We start from the raw sequence: 24,758 nt of genomic DNA, 5'->3' as shown, positions 1-24,758 counted from the left end.
GCTAGCGCACCGCGCGCAGGGCGGTGGTGAAGCGCGGCAAGACGCGGCCCAATACTTCGGCGATGTAGGTCAAAAACAGCGTGCCTACTGAGCTCTTGTAGTGCTGAGGGTCGCGACTGGCGATCGCCAGCACGCCGTGCAAGCCTTGATGGCTGAGGGCGACCACAGCGGTGGAGCCGATCTGCTGGCGCTGTTCGGCGCCAAACAGGAAGTCCAGCTCATGCTCGCGCAAGGTGCCGCTGATGGTCTTGCCTTCGGAGAGCAGGCCGCCAATCGCCGTTTGTGCTTCGCTGCCGCTGACCCAACGACCTACCGGCATCGGGTTGTCGCTGAACAGGATCAGGCTGACAAAGGGCACCTGGAAGTCCTGGCGCAGGCTGTCTTCCACGGCGATCACCGTTTCTTCCAGGCTGGTGGCGTCCATCAGCGTAAGAATAAGGCGGCGAGTCTTGTCGAACAGGCGGTCGTTGTCGCGGGCGACGTCCATCAGGTGCGAAAGCTTGTGGCGCATTTCGATATTGCGCTCACGCAGGATCTTCATCTGCCGCTCCACCAGCGACACGGTGTCGCCGCGCTGGTGGGGGATGCGCAGGGCCGGCAGCAGTTCTTCGTGTTCGACGAAGAAGTCCGGATTAGCCTCAAGGTACGCCGCGACGGCAGCGGCCTCCAGGCTGTCGCTCGGGGTAGCGTGTGCGGGTACTTGAGGCTTATCGGTCATTGGCTTGGCTCACTCATAGACGGACCTGTCCTTCGTATACGCGCGAAGCCGGCCCGGTCATCATCACCGGGTGGCCAGGGCCTGCCCACTCGATGGACAAACGTCCACCGGGCAGGTCGATCAACAGCGGCGAATCCATCCACCCCTGGCTGATCGCGGCTACGGCAGCGGCGCAGGCGCCAGTGCCGCAGGCTTGGGTTTCGCCGGCGCCGCGTTCCCACACACGCAGCTGCGCGCGGGAACGGTCGATCACCTGTAGGAAGCCCACATTGACCCGTGCCGGAAAGCGCGGGTGGTGTTCGATCTTCGGCCCCAATTCATGCACGGGCGCAGTGTTGATGTCGTTGACCCGCAGGACGGCATGGGGGTTGCCCATGGACACGGCGGCCAGGTCGACGATCTTACCGTCGACCTCAACGGCATAGCTGGAGGCTTGCTCGGTGGCTTGGAACGGAATGTCCGCTGGCACCAGGCGTGGCGCGCCCATGTCGACGCTGATCTGGCCGTCGCTGCGGATGTCCAGCTCGATCACGCCGCTTTTTGTCTCAACGCGGATCTGCCGCTTGGCGGTCAGGCGCTTGTCCAGCACAAAGCGCGCGAAGCAGCGCGCACCATTGCCGCACTGTTCCACTTCGGAACCGTCGGAGTTGAAGATCCGGTAACGGAAATCCACCTCCGGGTTGGTCGGTGCTTCCACCAGCAGCAATTGGTCGAAACCAATGCCAGTATGACGGTCGCCCCACTGTTTAGCGTGTTTGGGCAGGATGTGCGCGTGCTGGCTGACCAGGTCGAGGACCATGAAATCATTGCCCAGCCCGTGCATCTTGGTAAAACGCAGCAGCATGGCTTACTCCGGCAGCAGGCTTTCGCCAGCATACAACTCGGCTACCGTCTCGCGGCGACGCACTTCAATCGCTTGTTCACCGTCCACCAGCACCTCGGCGGAACGCCCGCGGGTGTTGTAGTTGGAACTCATGACAAACCCGTAGGCACCGGCCGAATGCACGGCCAGCAGATCGCCTTCCTCCAGCGCAAGCTGACGATCCTTGGCCAGGAAGTCGCCGGTTTCGCAGATCGGACCGACAATGTCATAGGCGCGGGCTTCGCTTGCGCGAGGCGTCACGGCGGTGACATTCATCCAGGCCTGGTACAGCGCCGGGCGGATCAAGTCGTTCATCGCCGCATCGACGATGGCGAAGTCCTTGTACTCGGTGTGCTTGAGGTACTCGACCTGGGTCAGCAGCACGCCTGCGTTGGCGACGATATAACGGCCCGGCTCAAACATCAGGGTCAGGCCGCGACCTTCAGTGCGCTCGCGCACAGCCTGGATGTAATCGCCGATCAGCGGCGGCTCCTCGTCGCGATACTGCACGCCCACACCACCACCCAGGTCGATGTGTTGCAGGTAGATGCCGCACTCGCCGAGGCGGTCGGTCAGCGCCAGCAGGCGGTCGAGCGCATCGAGGAATGGAGGCAGGCTGGTCAGTTGCGAGCCGATATGGCAGTCGACGCCCAATACTTCCAGGTTCGGCAACTGCGCGGCGCGGATGTATACGTCTTCGGCGTCGGCAATGGCGATGCCGAACTTGTTCTCTTTGAGACCGGTGGAAATGTACGGGTGGGTACCGGCGTCAACGTCCGGGTTGACGCGCAGGGAGATCGGCGCGCGAACGCCCAGCTCGGCGGCCACGACTTGCAGGCGCTCCAGCTCGTCGGTGGACTCGACGTTGAAGCAATGCACGCCGACTTCGAGGGCGCGGCGCATGTCTTCGCGGCTTTTGCCGACGCCGGAGAAGACGATCTTGTCAGCCTTGCCACCGGCAGCCAGTACGCGTTCCAGCTCGCCACGGGACACGATGTCGAAACCAGCGCCCAGGCGCGCCAGGACATTCAGTATGCCCAGGTTGGAGTTGGCCTTGACCGCGTAGCACACCAAGTGCGGCACGCCGTTCAGTGCGTCGGTGAAAGAGCGGTACTGGGCTTCGATATGAGCACGGGAGTACACATAGGTCGGGGTACCAAAGCGATGGGCAATCGCGGACAACGCCACGCCTTCCGCGAACAGCTCGCCGTCCCGGTAGTTAAAAGCGTCCATGAGGTTCCCTTAATAGGTATCGTGCTTATGCGCTTTGGCTGGTTTTTGCGACGATTGCGCCTGTTCATTCGGGTCTTTGCTGTCATCGGGCAGGTACAGCGGGCCTTTTTGACCACAGGCACTAACGAGGCAAGCGACCGCGACGAGCGCAGCAAGGGAAGAGATCAGGCGCTTCATGGCGAAATCCTTGAATATGCATTAATTGCGCCCGAGTATACCGACCACCCGCCAGCTTGCCTATGCGCCGGAATACCCGTCTGGCGGGGGTTTGCCGAGATAGTCGAGAAGCGCACTACGCTGTTTGAGGATATTTCACGCCGTCAATCGTGTTGAAATCGGTATCCTTTGCAATCGGCGGGGCTCGCCCGTATCGTGCGGCGCTTGAGCAAAACCAGACACTTTTGAGGTTGCCACAATGAGTTTGACCGAAGCCCGTTTTCACGACCTGGTGGATTCGACCCAGGAGAAGTTGGAAGATATTTTCGACGACAGCGGCCTGGACGTGGACCTTGAAAACTCGGCCGGCGTGCTGACCGTCAAGTTCGAGAATGGCACCCAGTTGATCTTCAGTCGCCAGGAACCGCTGCGCCAGCTGTGGCTGGCTGCGCGTTCCGGTGGTTTTCACTTCGATTTCAACGAAGAAGACAATAACTGGCAGTGCGATAGCAGCGATGAGCTGCTCAGCGAAATGCTCGCGCGCCTGGTCTTGGAACAAGCCGGTGCCGATCTGGATTTCGAAGAGATCTGATAGTGAGCCAGCCAGCCCCAGTACGCCCGCCGAAACCGCTGTTCAGCAATGTCAGCCCGGCGGTGCCGTCACCTTGTATCAGTTTGTGTCGCCTGGACGAGCAGAAAGTCTGCCTCGGTTGCTTCCGACATGTGGAAGATATCCGCGAATGGCGCTCTGCCGACGACGCGCGGCGCCGAGTGATCTGTGCCGAGGCTGAGCAGCGCCGGGCCCACGCCTGAGGCCGTCTTGTTTATTTGTGACGCTGTGGTAGTGTCCGGGTACGCCTCAACTCATCGAGGCCCGTGAGAACCCCGCCTTTTCCTGGCGGGGTTTTGCTTTTTTGTGCAGAAAAAAGGAGTCTGCCTGAATCATGACCACCGCACCGTCCATCATCCTCACCCGTCTTGACGTGCAGCGTCTTGAGCAACTGATCGACCGCTTGGGCGACGAGTTTCCCGGTGTCGAAGCGTTGCAACACGAACTCGACCGCGCCGAAGACGTGGTTGGCCACGATGAAGTGCCTGCAAGTGTCGTGACCATGAACGCCAGCGTGCATTGCCGCGAGCAAGGCAGCGGCAAGGACTATCACCTGACCTTGGTTTATCCCAAGGACGCCAACGCCGACGAAGGCAAGATTTCGATCCTGGCGCCGGTGGGCAGTGCGTTGCTTGGCCTGCAAGTGGGCCAGCATATCGACTGGCCGGCACCCGGCGGCAAGACCCTCAAGCTGGAATTGCTCAGCGTGGAAGGCCAGCCCAAAGACGGCGGCCCTTTCTCTCTTTAAAACAGAGTCGCTCTAAATCTGGCTCAGCGCCTCATTGAGCGACAGCTCCAGTTCGGCCTTGTAACGCAAGTAAAGGTTGCTCGGGCTTTGTACATCACCTAGCAGGCCGGACAGGTCCAGATCGGTGATGTAACAGCGGTAACGCTCGGTTTCCTGGCGTTGCCCGACGATTTGCTGGGCGACCACTGCAAACAGCTGGTCGCCAAACTCCAGTTCGGAAAATTCCCGCTGATTGCAATACAGGGTAATGCCCACCTGGCCCGGCGCGGCCTTGCCGATAATGGCTTGCACGTCATAAAACGGTTTATTTGCCAGATTCACCGGTGCTGGTCGAGGCTCGATGCTCCGTGCGCGCCCGCTGCCGGAGGGCAATAGCTGGTAATACATGATTTGCACGGCCCCCAGCGGATCTTGCTGGTCCAATGGCGACAACGCATTCCGTCGATAAATGATCGACTGCAAAAAGCGCTGCAACGGCGCCAGCAAGCTCTGCTCATCATGAAACGGCAGACGTTGTTGCCAGAGTGCGTTGAACTCATCCAGCACATACAATTCGGCAGAGCCTTCGCTGACCCGATAGAACACCTGCACGCAATCGGGCATACCCATTGGCAGCAGCAGCGCCAGGTCGTGCTCTTCCAAGGCCATGGCATCCAGATGCAGCGGGCTGTAGCTGGCCAGTTCTTCGCTGAGGTAGGTGATCAGCGCATCCTGGGTCTCTAGGGAAACGTGGGTGGCTTGGCCTGGCATCAACTCCATCACGTGATAGTGCTGCTGCACTTGCAGCAGGTAGCGATGATTGGACTGACCCAGCAGCAGGTGCTGCGCCGTGTCGAAGATTTCTTCCACGCGCTGGGCAATGAACTGCGCACGGTTGTGACAGAAGCAGCGCACTCGCAGCCGTGGCAGGTGGTCCGGCGGTAACTGGTTAAGGTAGTCGCGCAGGCAGTCGAGCAGGGCGTGGGGGCCGTCGTAGCGGCTGACCATCACTTCGTTCCAGCTATTGAGCGTGACCTGGTCCAGCGTCAGCACTAGGTTGTCGCGCACGCCGGCATAACTCAGGGAATCGGTGCGCTCGGTGGTCATCAGGATATTCAGGTCGCGGTGGTGCTTGAGCGGGTCAACGCCGACGTTGATCAGCAGTAACACTTCCTCGGGCACCGCCGAACGCAGCAGGCGCTCTTCAACAACGCTGGTCAAGGGCAGGGCGACGGTCTGTTGCAAGCGGCCCAGCAGGTTGAACAACTCGAACTCAGTCATGTCGCTGGTGCCGGGGTGCAAGGCCAGGCGGGTGCTGCTGTCGATCACGCCGTTGCGGTGGCACCAGGTGAGCATCTCCAACAGGTCACGGCTGCGCTTGATCGGCGCGAAGTGTTCCCATTCCAGTGCAGTGAGGTTGCCGTTGTACAAACCCCAGTGGTGCTGGCCGGGCTCCTTGCGGTTGGGCGATTGCACCAGGGTCAAGGTGTCTTCGGCCAAGTCCGGGGCGATGCCGGGGTTTATGAACTCGACTTTGCCGGCCTTGCGTTCAAAGGCGGCGTACAGGCGCCTGCCCAGCACATTGAGGTCACGCTTGTTGATCAGGCTGACGGTCTGCTCGGTGCGGGCGAACTGGGTCAGGAAGCGGTAGCTGTAATTCAGCTCGTTGACCAAGGCGCGACGCTCGGAGGCGACCTGGCGCACTTTCCACTGGCTGCGGCTGTCCAGCAGTGCCAGTTGGCGCTGGTCCCAGTCCCACTCATGTGCCAGGCGGTCGAGCAACAAGCGCTGCCAACTGGTGTTGCGCTGGCCAGCGGTGAGCTTGCAGTTGACCTTCAGGTACAGCGCACGCCGCACCAGCTCCAGACGCTCGGGCTCGTTTCGGGCCTTGAGGTATTCCTCGATGCGGCGGTACACCACGATGTAGGGGTCCAACTCATCCAGGCCCATCTGGTTGGCGAACACCGCCCGCTTGAAGCGCAGACTCAGGCACTGCACGTTAGGGTGTTCGCTGGCGTAGACCTCGATCAGCAGCAGTTTGAGCACCGATTTGTAGGGGGACTCGATGCCTTTGAACAATTGCCACAGCCCGGCACCGATGAATTCGCCTGGGGGAATCCGTGCCAGATGGCCAAGATCGAGGGTTTCATCGGCGCGGATAAAGCGCTTGGAAATCAGCGTGTGGGTGAATTCGGCGTAGCGGGGTTCTTCATACACCGGCACCAGCCACCAGATAGGCGTACGCCCGGCCAGCCAGATGGCGGTGCGGTAGAACTCGTCCAGCAGCAGGTAATGCTGGGTGGTGCCGCAGTCTTCCGAGCTGAGCTGGGTGTCGCGCTCGCCGAGCACAAAGCGTGTCGGCTCGATCAGGAAAAAGTGGGCCTCGGCGCCCATGGTCAGCGCCCAGGCTTCCAACAGTTGGCATTTCTTGCGCAGTTCAGCCAGTTCATTTTCGCTGAGGTCCGCCGCGTGGCAGACCCACACGTCCATATCGCTCTGGTCGGCTTGGGCCAGGGTGCCGAGGCTGCCCATCAGAAACAGTCCGTGAATCGGACGTGGCGGGTTGCCGTGGCGCGGTTTGTAGGAGAACGAACGGGTGAGGCGCTGGGCTTCTGTCAGGGCCTGGGCGTCGGGCTCAAAGTTGGATAATCCAGCCGGGGTACTGCCCGACACATAGCCCGGCAGCAGCGGATGGTTGACGTGGAAAAACAGCGGCAACAGGGTCAACACGCTTTGCTGGCGTGGCGTCAGCCCCTCGATGGCCCGCGCCATGCGGCCTTCGTTGAGGGCCATGAACCGCGCACGCAATTGGGCCAGTACCTTGCGGTCGATGCCTTCTTCCAGGTCGGGGCGGATTTCATGGGTGCGGGTCATGTCGAAGTCGGTGGCTCGCAGAGCCCGACGTGGGCGGCCATGTAGGAGTTTACAGCCAGTAGCGTAGGAGGTTTAGCGAGAAATGGTTTTTGACGTCAGAATTTTCGCACTTGCGCAGCAACGCCCATGGAATCCGCAAGTGGCGGACTCCATGGGCGTATCGGGTATCAGGCGGCTTCTTTGGCGTTGACGGTGGTCAGGATGGTCAGCAGGGTTTTAGCTTGTTCTGCGGCATCCCGACCAAGTGGGGTCAGGTAGCCCCCGTCTTTCTGATCGATCAGTCCTTTCTCGAACAGGCGCTTGGCAGCGGCGATGGCAGTAGGGGCAGCGGTCTGATGGACTTTCAGACCTTCCTGGGTGCTATCCAGGCTGAAGAGTACAAGGATTTCCAGTTCGGCAACCAACTCAGGGGTAAACGACATAAGGACTCCAGACTTTCTAAGAATTTATTAGAGGCTAGCAGGCCATAAGGTGAACGCACTTTGCCGAACTGTCCAGTGTGTTGCTGCGTGTTGGATTTATTGCTTTTCGGGTGGCAATTCGGGCAGTGCACGCAGTGCAGTTTCATACCACTCGGTATTGAAAGCACGGTCCTCTTCCAGTAGGGCATCAATCTCGACAGCGAGCACGTGGGCCATCAGTTGCAGGATCTCTTCACGCTCATAACCCACCAGGGTCAGCTTGTTGAACGTTGCCTTGGCGGCGGGTGGGTTTTCGCTCTCGATCTGGTTTTCGATCGCTTCGATCAGGGTGGTTTCAGTGAATTCTTCTTCGTCGTTGTCGATATCGGTCGGCTCGCTCATGGCAGGCTCCTCTAGGAAAGGGCGCCAGTCTACCCCCATTCAAGCCGGTGATGCTGCTGGCAAGGCCCGGCACGGGGAGCTATAACGCTTGCAGCCAACCCCATTCCCGGCACGGAGGCAACCGCAATGCTCAAGCTCTACGGATTCTCGGTCAGCAACTACTACAACATGGTCAAACTGGCGCTGCTGGAGAAAGGGCTGCCGTTCGAAGAGGTGCCTTTTTATGCCGGGCAAACGCCCGAAGCCCTGGCAGCCAGCCCGCGTGGCAAAGTGCCGGTGTTGGGCGTTAAACAGGGTTTTATCAATGAGACCAGTGTCATCCTCGAATACATCGAGCACACCCAGGAAGGGCCTGCACTGCTGCCGGCCGAGCCGTTCCAGCGTGCACAGGTGCTGGCACTATGCCGGGAAATCGAGTTGTATATCGAGCTGCCCGCGCGGGCGTGTTTTGCCGAAGCGTTTTTTGGTATGCCGGTGCCGGAGGCGATCAAGGAGAAGTCCAAGGCCGAATTGCTATTGGGCTTGAGTGCGCTGGGCAGGCACGGCAAGTTCGCGCCGTTTGTGGCGGGGGATAATTTCACGATTGCGGATTTGTATTTCATGTACAGCGTGAACCTCGCCTGTGCGGTGGGCGAGAAGCTGTTTGGAATGGATTTGCTGGCAGAGATGCCGGCGGCCAAAGCGTTGCTGGAAAGACTGCATGCTATGCCCAACGCTCAGAAAGTAGCGGCGGACCGGGAGGCTGCAATGCCCGCGTTTATGGCGATGATTGCTGCCAAGAAATAGAGGGTAGGTGCCTGTGGTGAAGCCTTCGCGAGCAAGCCCGCTCCCATACTTGATCGCGTTCCACTTTTGGAATGCAGTCAAGTGTGGGAGCGGGCTTGCTCGCGAAGCTTTTAACGGCTGGCGAGCAAGGCCTGGCCGCGCACGACAGCTGCCTTCACCTGCGCCGGCGCAGTACCGCCGATGTGATTACGGGCATTCACCGAGCCTTCCAGGGTCAGCACGGCAAACACATCCTGTTCGATCTGGTCGCTGAACTTGCGCAGTTCTTCCAGGCTCATTTCCGCCAGGTCCTTGCCGGTGTCTACGCCATATTTCACCGCGTGGCCGACGATTTCGTGGCAGTCGCGGAACGGCAGGCCACGGCGCACCAGGTAGTCCGCCAGGTCGGTCGCGGTGGAGAACCCACGCAGTGCCGCTTCACGCATGATCGCGTGCTTGGGCTTGATCGCCGGGATCATGTCGGCAAACGCGCGCAGCGAGTCGCGCAGGGTGTCGGCGGCGTCGAACAACGGCTCTTTGTCTTCCTGGTTGTCCTTGTTGTAGGCCAGGGGTTGGCCTTTCATCAGGGTCAGCAGGCCCATCAGCGCGCCGAATACACGGCCGCTTTTGCCTCGTACCAGTTCTGGTACGTCGGGGTTTTTCTTTTGCGGCATGATCGAGCTGCCGGTGCAGAAGCGGTCCGGCAGGTCGATGAACTGGAACTGCGCGCTGGTCCACAGCACCAGCTCTTCCGAGAAGCGCGACAGGTGCATCATCGCGATGCTGGCCGCCGCGCAGAATTCAATGGCGAAGTCACGGTCCGACACACCATCCAACGAGTTGCCACCGACGGCATCGAAGCCCAGCAGCTGCGCGGTGTACTCGCGGTCGATCGGGTAGGTGGTGCCAGCCAGCGCGGCGCTGCCCAAGGGCATGCGGTTGGCGCGCTTGCGGCAATCCACCAGGCGCTCGTAGTCGCGGCTGAGCATTTCGAACCAGGCCAGCAGGTGGTGGCCAAAGGTCACGGGCTGGGCGGTCTGCAGGTGAGTGAAGCCCGGCATGATGGTGTCTGATTCACGCTCGGCCTGTTCAAGCAAACCTTTCTGCAGGCGGGTGATTTCGGACAGGATCAGGTCGATTTCATCACGCAGCCACAGGCGGATGTCGGTGGCCACCTGGTCGTTACGGCTGCGGCCGGTGTGCAGCTTCTTACCGGTCACACCGATGCGGTCGGTGAGGCGCGCCTCGATATTCATGTGCACGTCTTCCAAGTCGACGCGCCAGTCGAACGTGCCAGCTTCGATCTCACCACGAATGGTGGTCAGGCCGTCGATGATGCTGTCGCGCTCGGCGTCGGTCAGTACGCCGACCTTGGCCAGCATCGTCGCGTGGGCGATGGAGCCCATGATGTCGTGGCGGTACAGGCGCTGGTCGAAGGTGACGGAGGCGGTGAAGCGGGCGACGAAGGCGTCGACGGGTTCACTGAAGCGGCCGCCCCAGGACTGGTTGGTCTTGTCGGTGCTCATGGATTCGCTCGTGATCTGCTTAATAAAGAGGCATGAAGTTGTGCCGGCGATGATAACAGGGTTGCCCGTGGAGGCGGGGCTGCGGGTCGTCGGCATTTTTATTTACTCCAAGGATGGCTAAGTGCCTTGCCGCCGACCGCGTCCAGGACGAGACTGGGTACAGGGGCTTATTGAAACGATATTTGCCGATTCAGCAATGTCGTCTCAGCGAGCGTCTACAGTTGGACTGATAGTGTGTGAATGCACCAAAGTCGGGTGATGCGGTCATAGCCCAGACTATCCATTAGAAAAGGGGGGGTATTCGATTGTGTATCAGCAAACCCTACTACGACGCCCGAAGGCAGCAGGTCTTGGGCGCTATTGAACAGGTCCGGGTAAATTTGGGTGCCACTCTCAGGGCACTTTTTGCCGCTCGCGCTAGTCTTAGCGTGGATCGCTGTGACGCACGTCACCGCACCTGTCTACGCTATCCTTGTGCGAGACTCACGCAGGAATCCAGCGCAATATGAATGTCCTGATCGTTGATGACGAACCCCAAGCCCGCGAAAGACTGAGCCGTCTGGTCAGTGAACTCGAGGGTTATGCAGTATTAGAGCCGAGCGCCACCACGGGCGAAGAGGCGTTGACGCTGATCGACAGCCTCAAGCCTGATGTCGTGTTGCTCGATATCCGTATGTCGGGCCTTGACGGCCTGCAAGTTGCCGCCCGACTGAGCGAGCGAGAGTCCCCACCGGCCGTAGTGTTCTGTGCAACGGGCGAAGAGTTTTCTGCGCAGACGTTGGAAGACAGCGGAGTCAGCTTTCTCATCAAGCCGGTGGTAGGCGAAGCATTGCTCAAGGCCCTGAAAAAGGCCGAACGCCCAACCCGCATGCAGCTCGCCGCACTCACTCAGCCAGCCGCCCAAAGTGGTAATGGGCCACGCAGCCATATCAGTGCTCGTACACGCAAAGGCATTGAGCTGATCCCTCTGGGCGAGGTGGTCTATTTTATTGCCGATCACAAGTATGTGACCTTGCGCCACCAAGGCGGCGAAGTGTTGCTTGATGAGCCGCTCAAGGCGCTTGAGGATGAGTTCGGCGACCGCTTCGTGCGTATCCACCGCAACGCGCTGGTGGCCCGCGAGCGAATCGAACGCCTGCAACGCACGCCCCTGGGTCATTTTCAGCTATTCCTGAAAGGCCTTAACGGCGATGCGTTGATCGTCAGCCGACGGCATGTTGCCGGCGTGCGCAAGATGATGCAGCAGCTTTAGCCCCGCGTCTGTGGCGAGGCCTGAATTCCTTATCCCGGTGCGTCGTGGCCAGGGAGGCCCCTCACTTGCTGATTCAAATCAAAGCGTATTTCCCTGAGCTGTTATTATCCGTCATATATTTTCAGTACGGATTGATCCATGTCCTCTCGCGAAATCCGCATCGCCACCCGTAAAAGCGCCCTCGCCTTGTGGCAGGCCGAATACGTCAAAGCACGCCTGGAGCTGGCCCATCCCGGCCTCAAGGTGTCCCTGGTGCCTATGGTCAGTCGTGGCGATAAGCTGCTCGACTCGCCTCTGTCGAAGATCGGCGGCAAGGGTTTGTTCGTCAAAGAACTGGAAACAGCGCTGCTGGCGAACGAAGCCGACATCGCCGTGCATTCGATGAAAGACGTGCCCATGGACTTCCCTGAAGGCCTGGGTTTGTTTTGCATCTGCGAACGCGAAGACCCGCGCGATGCTTTCGTTTCCAACACCTACGCGTCCCTGGAAGAATTGCCCCTGGGCAGCATCGTCGGCACGTCGAGCCTGCGCCGCCAGGCACAGCTGCTGACTCGCCGCCCGGACCTGCAGATCCGCTTTCTGCGTGGCAACGTCAACACCCGCTTGGCGAAGCTGGACGCCGGCGAATATGACGCGATCATCCTCGCAGCGGCGGGCCTCATCCGCCTGGGTTTCGAAGACCGTATCACCTCGGCCATCAGCGTCGAGGACAGCCTGCCCGCAGGTGGGCAAGGCGCCGTTGGCATCGAGTGTCGCACCGCTGACAGTGAAATCCACGCCCTGCTCAAACCCCTGGATCACCACGACACCGAAGTGCGCGTCACGGCCGAGCGTGCGCTGAACAAGCACCTAAACGGCGGCTGCCAGGTGCCAATCGCCTGCTACGCCGTGCTCGAAGGTGAAAACCTGTGGTTGCGCGGACTGGTAGGGGACCCGCAAGGTGGCACCTTGCTGACTGCCGAGGTGCGCGGCCCGCAGCGTGACGCGACGGCACTGGGCATCCAGGTAGCCGAAGAACTGTTGGACAAGGGCGCCGGTGCCATCCTGCAAAAAATCTACGGCGAGGCCGGTCCGCAGTGAACGAATGGCGTGTGCTGCTGACGCGGCCTGCCGAGGAGTCGTTGGCCCTGGCGGCGACGTTGGCCGAAGCCGGCATTTTCAGCAGCAGCCTGCCGTTGCTGGACATCGAGCCGCTTCCCGTTACACCTGAACAGCTGGAAGTCTTGCGTGACCTGGGCCGCTATTGTGCGGTGATTGTCGTCAGCAAACCCGCCGCGCGCCTGGCCGTGCGACAGTTGCATCGAGCATGGCCGCAACTGCCGTGGTTCAGCGTCGGCGCAGCCACCGCGCAGGTACTGGCCGAACACGGCCTCAACGTTCACTATCCCCCTACTGGCGATGACAGCGAGGCCTTGCTTCAATTGCCTGCGTTGCGCGAGGCTATCGCACGCCCGGATGCACGCGTGTTAATCCTGCGCGGCGAGGGCGGTCGCGAGCTGCTGGCAGAGCGTTTGCGCGCGAGTGGTGCTAGTGTCGACTATCTGGAATTGTATCGCCGTTTCCTTCCGGCCTACGACGCCGGGGTACTGATGCAACGCATCCAGTTGGAACGCTTGAACGGCCTGACGGTCAGCAGTGGGCAGGGTTTTTTGCACCTGCACGCCTTGGCTGGAGCCGATTGGCCACAGGTGGCACAGTTGCCGTTGTTCGTGCCGAGCCCGCGAGTCTTCGAGATGGCGCGGTGCGCTGGCGCAGAAAAAGTTGTGGATTGCCGCGGTGCGAGTGCCGCGGCTTTGTTAGTGGCGTTACGCAGCTTTGCCCTATGAGGCATGCCGTAGTCACTCTCTGAAACGCAAAGGACGGATACGTGAGCGAAACAGCCTTGCCTAAAGATGAAGCCCAACCCGCACTCGGTGCGCCGGTTGAGTCACCGGTCACCGCGCCGCGCCGTGGCAATGGCCTGGCGGTCGTCGCCTTGCTGCTCGGCGCCGCCGGTGTTGCCGCCGGCGGTTGGGGGATCTGGCAGGTCCGCGCCCTGCAAGCCAGCAGCCAGCAACAGCTGGGCCAGGTGCAGACCCTCGATGACCAATCCCAGTCCCTCAAGCAGAGCCAGCAACAACTGGCCGCGCGGCTGGCGCAGTTGCCGGGTGCTGATGAGCTGGAGGAGCGCCGTCGCCTGGTCGCCCAGTTGCAGGGCGATCAGCAGCGCCTGAGCCAGCGCCTTGAGACCGTGTTGGGGTCCAGCCGCAAGGACTGGCGTTTAGCCGAGGCTGAACACTTGATTCGCCTGGCGAGCCTGCGTCTGTCTGCCTTGCAAGATATCAATAGCGCCCAAGCGCTGGTGCAGGGCGCCGACGAGATTCTTCGCGAGCAAAGCGATCCAGGTTCCTATGCCGCCCGTGAGCAGTTGGCCAAGAGCCTTGCAGCGCTGCGCAGCACCGAGCAGCCGGATCGCACTGGGCTGTACCTGCAATTGGCGGCTTTGCGTGACCAGGTCGTGCAACTGGCGGCCATTGCCCCGGAATATCAACTGACCGAGCCGGCTTCCGAGGGGCGTCCGACCACGGATACGGACAGCCGTTGGCGCCTATGGTGGGAGCAGATTTCCCGTTACTTCCGCATCGACTTCAATCCGGATGACAACATTCGCCCACTGCTGGCCGGCCAAGGCCTGAACCAGGTGCGCCTGGCGTTGAGCCTGGCGCTGGAGCAGGCGCAATGGGCGGCGCTCAACGGGGAGTCGGCTGTATACAGCCGCTCCCTCGGCGAGGCGCGTAGCGTGTTGCAGGATAACTTTAACCAAGGCAATCCGCAGAGCAAGGCGATGCTCGCGCGTATTGCCGAACTTGAGCCCAAGGCGGTGTCGGTGGTGACGCCGGACCTGGCCTCGAGCCTGGCTGCCGTGCAGGCGTATCTCGAACGTCGTCATCTGTCTGCTGACGAAGCCAAGGCGGCGGCCACACCGGCGGCTACGTCGGCGAAGCAGGAGTAGAGCCGATGAAACGCTTCTATGTGATCCTGGTGCTGGCGATTGCAATCGCGTTGGCGCTGGCTGTGGGCATTTCGAAACACACCGGCTATGTGCTGATTACTTACCCTCATGTGCTGCACTACGAGTCGAGCTTGTGGGCGACGGTGGTGGCGGTGTTTGCCATTGGTTTGGTGATCTACCTGATCCGTGTGCTGTTGAGCCTGGTCACCACCTCCGGTGGTGTGGTCAACCCGTGGTCGCGGCGTAACCGCAGCCGCCGCGTGCAGATCGCCATCGAGCAGGGCCAGATGGACCTCGCCGAGGGCCGCTGGGCCAGTGCCGAGCGCCACCTGCATCGCGCCGCCGAAGCCGAGCGCCAGCCACTTCTGTACTACCTCGGCGCCGCGCGTGCTGCGAATGAGCAGGGTCGTTACGAAGAGTCCGACGGCTTGCTGGAAAGAGCACTGGAGCGTCAGCCCCAGGCCGAGCTGGCAGTTGCCTTGAGCCATGCGCAACTGCAACTGGACCGCGGCGATACCGATGGTGCACTGACCACCTTGCAGGCGATGCACGAGCGTCATCCGCATAACGGCCAGGTCTTGCGTCAATTGCAGCGCCTGCATCAGCAGCGGGGTGATTGGTCGTCGGTGATCCGTCTGTTGCCGGAGTTGCGCAAAGATAAAGTCCTGCCTGCCAGCGAACTGGCTGAGCTTGAACGCCGTGCCTGGGGTGAGAACCTTAGCCTGGCTGCTCAGCGAGAAGAGCAGGGCGAAGCCGGTTTGCAGTCCCTTGAGCGCGCCTGGCAGCAACTCACTTCCGCCCAGCGCCAAGAGCCGCAACTGGTTCTGGCTTACGCCGAGCAGCTGCGCCAATTGGGCGCCGATGCCAAGGCCGAGGAAGCGCTGCGTGGCGCCATCAAACGCGGCTACGACAGCCACCTGATCCGGCTATACGGCCTGCTGCGTGGCAGTGATCCAGCCCGACAGTTGAAGTTTGCCGAGGGCTGGCTCAAGGATCACCCGGGCGATGCCAGTCTGCTGTTGACGTTGGGCCGCCTGTGCCTGCAAAACAGCCTGTGGGGCAAGGCGCGGGATTATCTGGAGAGCAGCCTACGAGTGCAGCGTAATCCTGAGGCTTGTGCCGAGCTGGCGCGCTTGTTGGCCCAACTGGGTGACACCGAGCGAAGTAATCAGCTGTTTCAAGAGGGTCTTGGACTGCTGGATAACCGTTTGCTTGCGTCTCCGCTACCTGTCACTGCTCGGGTTTGAGGTAGGAAAGGGGCAAGGGTTGGCTCAGATGTATCTGGCGGCCAACCTTTCATTAGCTCGAAAAGAGTGAGGGGGGAGCGTTCGGCGGCAAAGTCCGACGCTCGATTGCCCAAGGTCTTCCATCTTCTGACGGGAAGTCCTTACCTTCTCACGGAATCGTCTGCTCTGGCATGTATTGAAAGCGGTCAGGCCTTTCCTCTACCGTAGCGACCTATCTTTCGCGATGCGGATAAAGCATGTCTTTGGCCCCTTCACGTTCCTTGTTTTTCCTCGCGTTCCTGGCGGGTACGCTGACATTGGGCGCGTCCTTTTACCTCGAGTTTGGCGTCTCGTTGCGTCCGTGTTTCCTATGCCAAGTGCAACGGGGATTCCTGGCCGCTTTCACATTGATCAACCTGGTCGCCGCACTCCACAATCCCAAGCGACCCGTGATCTGTCTTTATGGGCTGGCAAGCATGGTCTGCGCCTTGCTGGGCGCCCTAACCGCCGTGCGCCAGGTGCTGCTACAAAATGCCGCGCCGGATGAGGCAGCCGATTGCTGGCCCAGCCTGCACTACATGATCGAAAACCTATCGTTTTGGCAGGCCCTGCAGTTGACGTTCAAAGGCACTGTCGACTGCGTGGAAACCAACTGGACGCTGTTTGATTTGAGCCTTCCCGAGTGGAGCCTGCTGTTCTTCATCGGGATGTTGATCCTTGGCCTGATGCAGTTTTCACGGCTGTTTTTAAGCCAGTGTTCGCGCCCGGCGAGGCGCTGAAAGCGAGTCGCAGTTTGGAGAGCGGGATTAAACACTTGTATGAACTTTCTCTCCTGCGTACCTTGAAGCCATAGTCATGCGGGCATAATCTGGCCCGCACGTGTTATTGAAACCGTTTGTCAGATGTTGCCTTGCCCAGCGCTGCTTTATCCTTGAAGTGTTGCGCAGGCACCAGGCGGCAGCGCCCCTATAGGGAAGAGAGATCACCATGCTGGAAAGTTGTCAGAATGCTCAGGAACGCTGGGGTGGGGTGCACAAGCTGATCGACAATTGGCTGAAGGCACGCCACGAACTGGTTCGTGCCTTTGATGCTCTCGGTGCCAAGCCTGAGGCGCTGGCTGAGAACCGCGAACCGTTGCAGGACTTCTGCGTTGTATTGGTGGACTACGTGTCGGCCGGCCATTTTGGTGTCTACGATCAACTCACCAAGGAGGCGGAGGCCTTTGACGATCAGCGTGGCCTGGATTTGGCTGAGACCATTTACCCGCGCATCGATGTCATTACCGAGAAGCTGCTAGCGTTTACCGACCTGTGTGATGCCGGAAACTGTGTTGCTGAAAAATTCAAAGAGTTGGGCGCGCTGCTGCACGAGCGATTCGAGCTGGAAGATTGCCTGATCGAAGTGCTGCACAATGCTCACAAAGAAGAGGCTGCCACCCAGGCCTGACCCTCGACAGCGGTACGAAAGACGGTGCGCATTGCGCGCCGTTTTTTATTGGGTCAAGGACGGGTACCGAGCAACTCAATCTCGAATACCAGCGGTGTATAAGGTGGGATCAACTCGCCGGCACCGTCGGCGCCATAGGCCTGGGCCGATGGAATCACTAATCGCCATTTCGCGCCCACGGGCATTTGTTGCAACGCGCTGCTCCAGCCGCTGATCACACTGTCCAGACGAAACCATTGAGGTTGCCTGCTCTGGTCGAACACTGTCCCATCGGGTAATCGCCCCACGTATTTCACTTCAACCTGGTCGTTGGCCTTGGGCTTTCCACCCGTGCCGGGGGTGAGTTCGGTGAGCAGGATTCCATCAGCCAATTCGCGTACGCCTTTTACGGCTTTTTCTTTGCTCAAAAATTGTTGTTCGGCCACAAGTGCTTTTTCACTTTGAGGTCCCTGCGCTTCGGCTGCGTTTTGTGCTTCGTGCTGGGCAAGAATCTGTTCGATACGTGCGTTGTCCAGCGCCAGCGGTTTGCCCTGATAGGCTTGCTTGAGGCCGTCGATCAAAGCCTGGATCTGCAGGTCGGGGACCTCCTGCCGCAGGCGCTCACCGAGACTGGCGCCCAAGCTGTAGGCGAGGTCGTGCTGGTTCTGATCAGCGTTTTTTGGCGGCGATTGATCGCTCGCATTGGCCACCGAAATGGCCAAGCCAAGCACAAGAAAAAGGTAACGCGACATGGGCATTCTCCCGCCGAAAGTGCGACGGATTATGCCAGTGTGATGAGGTGAGAAGTGGCGCGTATTTACGTTATATCGACAAGAATTTTTACACGGTGCAACGCAAGTCAAACGATACTGTCAACATGCCCTAGCGGCGGTAAGAGCAGAGGGCTAGTATGAGCCGCACCCAAGTCAGCCAGGAGGTAAACCATGTCGGCCAAACAGAAGCCTGTTAATACCCCGTTGCATTTACTCCAACAACTCTCGGGCAGTTTGCTCGAACATCTGGAAAGCGCTTGTTCCCAAGCCTTGGCCGATGCAGAAAAACTGCTCGCCAAGCTGGAAAAACAACGCGGTAAAGCGCAAGAAAAGCTGCACAAATCCCGCACCAAACTGCAAGATGCTGCCACTGCCGGCAAGGCCAAGGCTCAAGCCAAAGCCAAAGACGCTGTCAAAGAACTTGAGGACCTGCTCGACGCCCTCAAGGATCGCCAAGCTGAAACCCGCACCTACATTTCCCAACTCAAAAAAGATGCCCAGGAAAGCCTGAAGCTGGCCCAGGGCATTGGTCGTGTGAAGGACGCTGTAGCTAAGGCGCTGGGCGCTCGTACGCCTGCAAAAGCTGTTGCAGTAAGCGCGGCGAAGAAGCCTGCAAGCAAAGCTGCTGCCGCCAAGGCGCCTGCTAAAGCAGCCGCGAAGCCAGCTACCAAAACCGCCGCTGCTAAACCGGCCGCCAAGCCAGCGGCTAAAACTGCTGCTGCAAAGCCAGCCGCGAAGCCAGCTGCTAAAACCGCTGCTGCAAAGCCCGCCGCGAAGCCAGCTGCTAAAACCGCTGCTGCAAAACCGACCGCCAAGCCAGTTGCCAAAACTGCTGCTGCAAAACCGGCCGCCAAGCCGGTTGCCAAACCTGCTGCTGCAAAACCGGCCGTCAAGCCAGTTGCCAAACCTGCTGCTGCAAAACCGGCCGCCAAGCCAGCCGCCAAACCTGCTGCTGCAAAACCAGCCGCCAAGCCAGCTGCTAAAACTGTTGCTGCAAAACCGGCCGCCAAGCCAGCTGCTAAAACCGCTGCCGCAAAACCAGCCGCGAAGCCAGCCGCCAAACCTGCAGCTGCAAAACCAGCCGCTAAGCCAACTGCCAAACCTGCTGCCAAGCCAGCCGTTGCCAAACCAGCTGCCGCAAAACCAGCACCGGCCAAGCCAGCAACACCTGCTGCTGCCCCGGCAGCGTCGAGCGCTCCAGCTGCACCGGCCAGCAACACGCCTGCCCCGGTAGCGCCAAGCACCACCCCAACCAGCGCCTCCTAAGTGCTGGTGACCACGACGCGCAGCTGCTGCAGCGCGTCGTGGTCAAGGTTGGCGGCATCCTCAGCCGCCAGTCCTTCCAGCCACTGTTGATGACCCATCGCCTCACCCGTCGGCCACATTCGCGCCCGTGTTTCCAAGCGCGCGAGCAATTGTCGTTCGGCCTCAAGCTCCAGGGCTTTGACCCGTTCGCGTAACCCCGCCAAATCCTCGTCCTGCTGCGCCATCGCACGCCATTGCATGCGCACCCGTCGTAACGGCTTAACCACGTGCGCCTGCCAAGGCTCGGCGATCTGTTTCAGCGCCTGAATGCGCTCGGCCGTCACGGCCACAGCGCGCTGTTCCAGCCACGCGCCACAGAGCAATAGGCACACATCCGCACCTTGCGCCTGTAAACGCAGGCAACCGGCTTCGACGCCCGGGCGGGCGTAAGTCGTGAGGGCAAAGTTCCATAGGTCAGCGCACATATTCACACCCAAGCCAGCGGGCAACGAAGCTGGTAGACTCCGCCGCCATTATGATCCGACTTCAAAGCCTAACATTACAGCGTGGCCCGCAACGTCTTCTCGAAGACGCCGAGCTGACCCTGCACGCCGGTCACAAAGCCGGCTTGATCGGTGCCAATGGCGCCGGCAAATCCACGTTGTTCGCCCTGTTGCTGGGCGAGCTGACCCCGGATTCCGGGGACTGCTTGTTGCCGGCCGACTGGCGTATCGCCCACATGCGCCAGGAGATCGACACCCTGGACCGCATCGCAATCGACTACGTGCTCGATGGCGACCTGCGCTTGCGCCAGGTGCAACACGACCTCGCCGAGGCCGAGAAAGCCCAGGACGGCGCCGCCCAGGCGCGCCTGCACTCGGAACTCGACAGTGCCGACGGCTACACCGCCGACGCCCGCGCCCGCAAAATGCTCGCCGGCCTTGGCTTCACCAACGAGCAGATGGACCGCCCGGTCGCCGACTTCTCCGGTGGCTGGCGCATGCGCCTGAACCTGGCCCAAGCGCTGATGTGCCCCTCGGACCTGTTGCTGCTCGATGAACCGACCAACCACTTGGACCTCGATGCGATCCTGTGGCTGGAAGACTTCCTCAAGAATTACCAGGGCACATTGCTGCTGATTTCTCACGACCGCGATTTCCTCGACGCCGTGGTCGACAACATCGCCCACGTCGAACAGAAGAAAATCACCCTGTACCGTGGCGGCTATACCGCATTCGAGCGCGCGCGCGCCGAACGCCTGGCCCAGCAACAACAGGCGTTCGAGAAGCAGCAGGCGCAGCGTGCGCACATGGAAAGCTACATCGCCCGGTTTAAGGCCCAGGCCACCAAGGCCCGCCAGGCCCAGAGCCGGATCAAGGCCCTGGAGCGCATGGAAGAGCTATCGGCGGCCCATGTCGATTCGCCGTTCGACTTTGTGTTTCGCGAGTCGGTGAAGATATCCAGCCCGTTGCTGGACCTTTCGGATGCTCGCCTGGGTTATGGCGACAAAACCATCCTGGAAAAAGTGAAGCTGCAGCTTACGCCAGGTGCACGCATCGGCTTGCTCGGTCCTAACGGCGCGGGCAAGTCGACGCTGATCAAAAACCTGTCGGGTGAGCTTGAGCCCTTGGCCGGTCGTTTGACCCGTGGCGAGAACACGGTGGTGGGCTACTTCGCCCAGCATCAGCTGGATTCCCTCGACTCCAAAGCCAGCCCGTTGCTGCACTTGCAGCGCCTGGCGCCGATCGAGCGGGAACAGACCCTGCGCGACTTCCTGGGTGGTTTCGACTTCCGGGGGGCGCGCATCGACGAGCCGGTGCTGAATTTTTCCGGTGGCGAAAAAGCCCGACTGGCCCTGGCGTTGATCGCCTGGGATCGTCCGAACCTGCTGCTGCTCGACGAACCGACCAACCACTTGGACCTGGAAATGCGCCTGGCGCTGACCATGGCCTTGCAAGAGTTCAGCGGTGCGGTACTGGTGGTGTCTCACGATCGCCACTTGCTCAAGAGCACCACTGACAACTTCCTGCTGGTGGCCGATGGCAAAGTCGAAGAGTTTGACGGCGACCTGGATGATTACGCGCGCTGGCTGACGGATTACCGCCTGCGCAACGCGCCGGTCAGCAATACGCCAGTCAACCCGGACAAGACCGACAAGAAAGCCCAGCGTCAGGCCGCCGCTGCACTGCGTCAGCAGTTGGCGCCGCACAAACGTGAAGCCGACAAGCTGGAAGCCGAGCTGGGCAAGGTGCACGAGCGCCTGGCCAAGATCGAAACCAGCCTGGGCGACAGCGCCGTTTACGAGGCAGCCCGCAAGGACGAGCTGCGTGACCTGCTGGCTGAACAGGCCAAACTCAAGGTGCGCGAAGGGCAGTTGGAGGAAACCTGGATGGAAGCTCTCGAGCTGCTGGAAACCCTGCAAGCGGAGCTGGAGGCGCTGTCCTGATGGAAGCGTTGCATCTGCCGTTACCGGCGCAATGGGTCGAGCCCGTGTGGATCGGCGTGCAAATCCTGCTGATTCTGCTGGCCGGCTACCTGGCCCAGCGTTTTGTAGCCAAAGGCCTGACTCGCCTGGGTGAGCGCTACCCATTCCCCCCGCAACTGCTGATGCCGCTGCGCGGTGGCTTGCGCTGGTTGATCATGGGCAGTGCGCTGATCTTTGTGCTGGGCCGCCTGGGTGTCTCCGCGACCGTGTTGTGGACGGCGCTTTCCGGGTTCGTCGCGGTCGCCGCCGTGGCGTTCTTTGCCATGTGGTCGGTGCTGTCCAACCTGCTGTGCGCCATTCTGATCTTCACCGTCGGGCCGTTTCGCCTGGGTGATATCGTCGAGCTGGTGGATACCGTCGATAAACCGGGCGTGAAGGGCCGGGTCGTGGCGATCAATCTGCTCTACACCACACTGGTTGAAGTGGCGGAAGCCGGCACCGACAGCGCAATGGTGCAGGTGCCCAACAGCCTGTTCTTCCAACGCGCGGTGCGACGTTGGCCAGGTACCCACGTGTTTCCGGGCGATCGCTAGCATTCACATCTTGTAAAAATCTATAGCTATCCGTTGGTCGGCGGAGTTAGCTTAAGGGAAAACCGCTAACTCCCCCCTGAGGTGTGTAATGGCACTCGATACGTGGCTGGCCTTTCTCCTGGCCAGTTGGATCATCTCCCTTTCCCCTGGCGCCGGCGCCATTGCCTCGATGTCCAGCGGCCTGCGATACGGTTTCCTGCGCGGTTATTGGAATGCCATTGGCCTGCAGCTAGGCCTGGCGATGCAGATTGCGGTCGTCGCCTGCGGCCTGGGAGCCATCCTGGCGACGTCGTCCACGGCGTTTTATGCGATCAAATGGTTTGGTGTGGCGTACCTGGTGTACCTGGCCATCAAGCAATGGCGCGCGTTGCCTATGGACATGACCGACGACGCGGCCGTGCGCCCGATCGGCAAGCCGATGGCGATGATGTTCCGAGGCTTTCTGGTCAATGCCAGCAACCCTAAGGCCCTGGTGTTCATGCTGGCGGTGCTGCCGCAGTTTGTGAACCCGCAAGCGCCGTTGCTGATCCAGTACCTGATCCTGGGTGCGACGATGATTTGCGTCGATATGGTGGTGATGGCGGGGTATACGGGGCTGGCGTCGAAAGTGTTGCGTTTGTTGCGCACGCCTAAGCAGCAGAAGCGTATGAACCGTACGTTTGCTGGGTTGTTTGTGGGGGCGGCGGGCTTTCTCGCCAGCCTGCATCGCGCAACGGCATAAACCGCACGCCAACTGAAGAAACCGAATCAAAAAATGTGGGAGCGGGCCTGCTCCCACATTGGTTTTGTGTTGACAGTGAGTTTTAGGCTCAGCGCAGGATCTTCGGCGCTTCATCCCTTGGCAGGTTGTTGCGCAACGGCGGTTGGCTCGGGTCTTGATACCCGCCACCCAATTGCTCCGCCAACTGCCGCGCTACATCCTCACCCAGCGCTTTCGAGACTTCTTTCACCACCCGCGGCCGATTCAGGCTCACACGCACATCGCGGCTGCTCACCAGCTTGGTGTCCTGGCCTTCACCCATGGCGGTGAACGCCGAGGTGATCTCGTAGGTGCGGGTGTTGATCAGGCTGAAGTCCGCCACCAGCGTCAGGCCCAATACCGCCGAGTAGCTGTTGGTGTGGTCCAGGGCGTTGATGTCCTGGGTGAAGTCGATGTCTGAGAGCGTACCGAACAGCACATAGTCAGCCCCCTTGAAGTGGCCGGCCTTGATGCGCTTGATCACGTCGTAGACGTCACCCTTGGCATCGGCGGTGTAGGGCGTGCCCTGCACCAGTTGGAACTGGCGGGACTTGAGGATCTCGCCCTTGATGTCACCGCTGAATTTACGCAGCTCGCTCTGTTCGATGTAGCTGGTACGGCTTTCGTACTCGCTGTAATTCGATGCGCCGCTGGCGTGGTAAGCGCTGGCCTGGAAGTTATTGCTCGCCGACACTTGGTGAATGTATTCCTCGACCCGCGCCTCGTAGGCCAGGTCAGTCACCGCGATCTTCGGGGCGGCCGAGGCGCCGAAGGCGCAAAGCAGGCCGATCATGCCGATCCATGCACGCATTGCTTAGCGCTCCGTGGTCTTGCGGATTTCTTTTTCGTCCATCCATTCGGCCAGGCCGCTCTCGACGTCGATCAGTTGCAGGCTGAACTTGTAGAACACGTCCTTGTAGTCCGAGCTGCGCTTGACGATGGAGCTGATGGAGCCTTCCAGGCGGTACTTGGCGGCGACCATGTTGCCGGTCTTGCTGACGGTGGACTTCTTGTACAGGCCGCTCTGGTTCTGCAGCTTGAGCTGGTCAACCTGGCTTTGCATATCGGTGTTGTCGCTGGCAAAACGCGCGGTGCCGGTCTTCATCAACTGGGTCTTGATCGACGTGGTGATCTCGCGGGTATCGATGTATTCGCTGGTCTTGTTTTTCACGTCATACACCTGCACCACCGGGCGGCCTTGCAGGATGCCGGACTGGGCCAGGGAGCGGGTCATGCTTTCGGCGATCATCTGCAGGTCGGTGGAGCCGAACTCGTTGGTCACCAGTTCTACGGCCTTGGTATCGCCGTAGCTGATGTTTTTACCGCCCAGTACCGGCGAAGTGTTAGAGCAGCCGCTGGCCAATACGGCAACTACGGCGAGGATCGAGAAGCGTGCAAACATGGGGAAATCTCTCAGTAGCAAAAAGGGTGAACGGCTCAAGGCGTTTTCACTTCAAGACGGAAGTCTGCCGCCTGGGGCAAGTTGGCAATCGCTGGCAGGAAGGTCGCCTGGTTGGCGTACAGGTTCAGCACCTTCCAGGTTTCTTCATCGCCCACCGGGAAGCCATCGGCGCCCAGCCAGGCAAAGCGGTAATACATCATCTGATTGCTGCTGGTGATGTTGCTCAACTGCACCTTGGCGGTGAGAAAGCCGTTCTCGCGGGCAACACGAATGGCACCGACCGCGACGCCCTTGAATTTGCCCATTACTACGATTTTGCTCGCGGCGCTGCCGGGCTCCGGCGGCGGTGGGGTGGCACAGCCTGCAAGCAGGACCAGCGCCAGGGCGCCAGGGATGAAATGACGCATAGCGT

Annotated in this window: 28 protein-coding genes; 15 read left to right on the top strand and 13 right to left on the bottom strand. The window is 60.5% G+C overall.

Features of this window, described 5'->3' with window-relative positions; genetic code table 11:
• Nucleotide 1: 1 nt before the first annotated feature.
• Genes AACY52_RS17560 through AACY52_RS17545 form a run of 4 tightly spaced genes read right to left on the bottom strand, consistent with a single transcriptional unit; the run spans nt 2 to nt 2,990 of the window.
• Nucleotides 2-718, bottom strand: a complete 717-nt coding sequence (locus tag AACY52_RS17560) for a DUF484 family protein (RefSeq protein ID WP_049710960.1) — start codon at nt 716-718, stop codon at nt 2-4.
• A 13-nt stretch (nt 719-731) separates the two neighbouring features.
• Nucleotides 732-1,562 carry a diaminopimelate epimerase gene (gene dapF / locus AACY52_RS17555; protein ID WP_339415121.1) on the bottom strand — a complete coding sequence of 277 codons (831 nt, stop codon included), beginning with the start codon at nt 1,560-1,562 and terminating at the stop codon, nt 732-734.
• A 3-nt stretch (nt 1,563-1,565) separates the two neighbouring features.
• Nucleotides 1,566-2,813 (bottom strand): diaminopimelate decarboxylase, encoded by a 1,248-nt coding sequence (gene lysA / locus AACY52_RS17550; RefSeq protein WP_339506454.1) that lies wholly within the window; start codon nt 2,811-2,813, stop codon nt 1,566-1,568.
• A gap of 9 nt (nt 2,814-2,822) precedes the next feature.
• A complete protein-coding gene (locus AACY52_RS17545; protein ID WP_017845169.1) occupies nt 2,823-2,990 on the bottom strand; it encodes a lipoprotein in 168 nt (55 codons plus the stop codon).
• Nucleotides 2,991-3,228: 238 nt separating this feature from the next.
• Between AACY52_RS17545 and cyaY the strand changes: the two genes are divergently transcribed.
• The 3 genes from cyaY (at nt 3,229) to rnk (ending at nt 4,327) form a co-directional block, all read left to right on the top strand.
• Nucleotides 3,229-3,561: an iron donor protein CyaY gene (cyaY, locus tag AACY52_RS17540; protein ID WP_339415123.1), complete on the top strand. Its 333-nt coding sequence runs from the start codon at nt 3,229-3,231 to the stop codon at nt 3,559-3,561.
• A 2-nt stretch (nt 3,562-3,563) separates the two neighbouring features.
• Nucleotides 3,564-3,782 (top strand): DUF1289 domain-containing protein, encoded by a 219-nt coding sequence (locus tag AACY52_RS17535; protein WP_082224400.1) that lies wholly within the window; start codon nt 3,564-3,566, stop codon nt 3,780-3,782.
• Nucleotides 3,783-3,913: 131 nt separating this feature from the next.
• Nucleotides 3,914-4,327 (top strand): nucleoside diphosphate kinase regulator, encoded by a 414-nt coding sequence (gene rnk, locus AACY52_RS17530; RefSeq protein WP_314564452.1) that lies wholly within the window; start codon nt 3,914-3,916, stop codon nt 4,325-4,327.
• 12 nt (nt 4,328-4,339) lie between these two features.
• Here the strand turns inward: rnk and AACY52_RS17525 are convergent, their stop codons facing one another.
• The 3 genes from AACY52_RS17525 to AACY52_RS17515 form a co-directional block, all read right to left on the bottom strand.
• Complete coding sequence (locus AACY52_RS17525; protein ID WP_339560644.1) at nt 4,340-7,180, bottom strand: class I adenylate cyclase; 2,841 nt, start codon at nt 7,178-7,180, stop codon at nt 4,340-4,342.
• Between the two features lie 167 nt (nt 7,181-7,347).
• Complete coding sequence (locus AACY52_RS17520; RefSeq protein WP_339415125.1) at nt 7,348-7,602, bottom strand: TIGR02647 family protein; 255 nt, start codon at nt 7,600-7,602, stop codon at nt 7,348-7,350.
• Nucleotides 7,603-7,698: 96 nt separating this feature from the next.
• Complete coding sequence (locus tag AACY52_RS17515; protein ID WP_065875446.1) at nt 7,699-7,983, bottom strand: hypothetical protein; 285 nt, start codon at nt 7,981-7,983, stop codon at nt 7,699-7,701.
• A gap of 126 nt (nt 7,984-8,109) precedes the next feature.
• On the opposite strand from AACY52_RS17515, the gene AACY52_RS17510 reads away from it, so the two are divergent.
• Nucleotides 8,110-8,769, top strand: a complete 660-nt coding sequence (locus AACY52_RS17510; RefSeq protein ID WP_339415126.1) for a glutathione S-transferase — start codon at nt 8,110-8,112, stop codon at nt 8,767-8,769.
• A gap of 110 nt (nt 8,770-8,879) precedes the next feature.
• Here the strand turns inward: AACY52_RS17510 and argH are convergent, their stop codons facing one another.
• A complete protein-coding gene (gene argH, locus AACY52_RS17505; RefSeq protein WP_339415127.1) occupies nt 8,880-10,274 on the bottom strand; it encodes an argininosuccinate lyase in 1,395 nt (464 codons plus the stop codon).
• Nucleotides 10,275-10,779: 505 nt separating this feature from the next.
• Between argH and AACY52_RS17500 the strand changes: the two genes are divergently transcribed.
• The 7 genes from AACY52_RS17500 (at nt 10,780) to rsd (ending at nt 17,190) form a co-directional block, all read left to right on the top strand.
• Complete coding sequence (locus tag AACY52_RS17500) at nt 10,780-11,526, top strand: LytTR family DNA-binding domain-containing protein (protein ID WP_339415128.1); 747 nt, start codon at nt 10,780-10,782, stop codon at nt 11,524-11,526.
• A gap of 138 nt (nt 11,527-11,664) precedes the next feature.
• Nucleotides 11,665-12,606 carry a hydroxymethylbilane synthase gene (gene hemC / locus AACY52_RS17495; protein ID WP_339428308.1) on the top strand — a complete coding sequence of 314 codons (942 nt, stop codon included), beginning with the start codon at nt 11,665-11,667 and terminating at the stop codon, nt 12,604-12,606.
• Nucleotides 12,603-13,352: a uroporphyrinogen-III synthase gene (locus tag AACY52_RS17490; protein WP_339428309.1), complete on the top strand. Its 750-nt coding sequence runs from the start codon at nt 12,603-12,605 to the stop codon at nt 13,350-13,352. The genes hemC and AACY52_RS17490 overlap by 4 nt, the downstream gene beginning before the upstream one ends.
• 41 nt (nt 13,353-13,393) lie before the next feature.
• Entirely contained in the window at nt 13,394-14,518 is a 1,125-nt protein-coding gene (locus AACY52_RS17485; protein ID WP_339415131.1) for a uroporphyrinogen-III C-methyltransferase, read from the top strand.
• Between the two features lie 5 nt (nt 14,519-14,523).
• The gene (locus AACY52_RS17480) at nt 14,524-15,765 is read left to right on the top strand and encodes a heme biosynthesis protein HemY (protein WP_339415132.1); all 1,242 of its coding nucleotides are present in this window, start codon (nt 14,524-14,526) and stop codon (nt 15,763-15,765) included.
• 236 nt (nt 15,766-16,001) lie between these two features.
• Nucleotides 16,002-16,523 (top strand): disulfide bond formation protein B, encoded by a 522-nt coding sequence (locus AACY52_RS17475; RefSeq protein ID WP_339415133.1) that lies wholly within the window; start codon nt 16,002-16,004, stop codon nt 16,521-16,523.
• Between the two features lie 208 nt (nt 16,524-16,731).
• A complete protein-coding gene (rsd, locus tag AACY52_RS17470; RefSeq protein ID WP_339415134.1) occupies nt 16,732-17,190 on the top strand; it encodes a sigma D regulator in 459 nt (152 codons plus the stop codon).
• Nucleotides 17,191-17,243: 53 nt separating this feature from the next.
• On the opposite strand, the gene AACY52_RS17465 is transcribed toward rsd, so the two are convergent.
• The gene (locus AACY52_RS17465; protein ID WP_339415135.1) at nt 17,244-17,921 is read right to left on the bottom strand and encodes an FKBP-type peptidyl-prolyl cis-trans isomerase; all 678 of its coding nucleotides are present in this window, start codon (nt 17,919-17,921) and stop codon (nt 17,244-17,246) included.
• Nucleotides 17,922-18,113: 192 nt separating this feature from the next.
• On the opposite strand from AACY52_RS17465, the gene AACY52_RS17460 reads away from it, so the two are divergent.
• Nucleotides 18,114-19,208, top strand: coding sequence for an AlgP family protein (locus AACY52_RS17460; protein ID WP_339496774.1), 1,095 nt, complete (start codon nt 18,114-18,116; stop codon nt 19,206-19,208).
• Here the strand turns inward: AACY52_RS17460 and AACY52_RS17455 are convergent.
• On the bottom strand, nt 19,205-19,672 hold the full coding sequence (locus AACY52_RS17455; RefSeq protein WP_339415137.1) for a TIGR02444 family protein: 468 nt from the start codon (nt 19,670-19,672) through the stop codon (nt 19,205-19,207). The two genes, AACY52_RS17460 and AACY52_RS17455, sit on opposite strands and share 4 nt — an antisense overlap.
• Nucleotides 19,673-19,722: 50 nt before the next feature.
• On the opposite strand from AACY52_RS17455, the gene AACY52_RS17450 reads away from it, so the two are divergent.
• The 3 genes from AACY52_RS17450 to AACY52_RS17440 all read left to right on the top strand — a co-directional run bounded on the left by AACY52_RS17450 (nt 19,723) and on the right by AACY52_RS17440 (nt 22,926).
• On the top strand, nt 19,723-21,633 hold the full coding sequence (locus AACY52_RS17450; protein WP_339436188.1) for an ATP-binding cassette domain-containing protein: 1,911 nt from the start codon (nt 19,723-19,725) through the stop codon (nt 21,631-21,633).
• Entirely contained in the window at nt 21,633-22,205 is a 573-nt protein-coding gene (locus AACY52_RS17445) for a mechanosensitive ion channel family protein (RefSeq protein ID WP_339415139.1), read from the top strand. The genes AACY52_RS17450 and AACY52_RS17445 overlap by 1 nt, the downstream gene beginning before the upstream one ends.
• Before the next feature lie 88 nt (nt 22,206-22,293).
• Nucleotides 22,294-22,926 carry a LysE family transporter gene (locus tag AACY52_RS17440; RefSeq protein ID WP_339415140.1) on the top strand — a complete coding sequence of 211 codons (633 nt, stop codon included), beginning with the start codon at nt 22,294-22,296 and terminating at the stop codon, nt 22,924-22,926.
• A gap of 88 nt (nt 22,927-23,014) precedes the next feature.
• On the opposite strand, the gene AACY52_RS17435 is transcribed toward AACY52_RS17440, so the two are convergent.
• Genes AACY52_RS17435 through AACY52_RS17425 form a run of 3 tightly spaced genes read right to left on the bottom strand, consistent with a single transcriptional unit; the run spans nt 23,015 to nt 24,753 of the window.
• A complete protein-coding gene (locus AACY52_RS17435) occupies nt 23,015-23,755 on the bottom strand; it encodes a penicillin-binding protein activator LpoB (RefSeq protein WP_339415141.1) in 741 nt (246 codons plus the stop codon).
• Nucleotides 23,756-23,758: 3 nt separating this feature from the next.
• Complete coding sequence (lpoB, locus tag AACY52_RS17430; protein WP_049710984.1) at nt 23,759-24,346, bottom strand: penicillin-binding protein activator LpoB; 588 nt, start codon at nt 24,344-24,346, stop codon at nt 23,759-23,761.
• Between the two features lie 35 nt (nt 24,347-24,381).
• Nucleotides 24,382-24,753: a YcfL family protein gene (locus AACY52_RS17425; protein WP_339415143.1), complete on the bottom strand. Its 372-nt coding sequence runs from the start codon at nt 24,751-24,753 to the stop codon at nt 24,382-24,384.
• Nucleotides 24,754-24,758: the final 5 nt, after the last annotated feature.

The sequence above is a fragment of the Pseudomonas sp. EA_65y_Pfl1_P113 genome, assembly GCF_963970525.1.
In the GTDB taxonomy this organism is placed as follows: Bacteria; Pseudomonadota; Gammaproteobacteria; order Pseudomonadales; family Pseudomonadaceae; genus Aquipseudomonas; species Aquipseudomonas tritici.
Note: the sequence above shows the minus strand (reverse complement) of the source record. Positions and strands in the feature narration are given on the sequence as shown.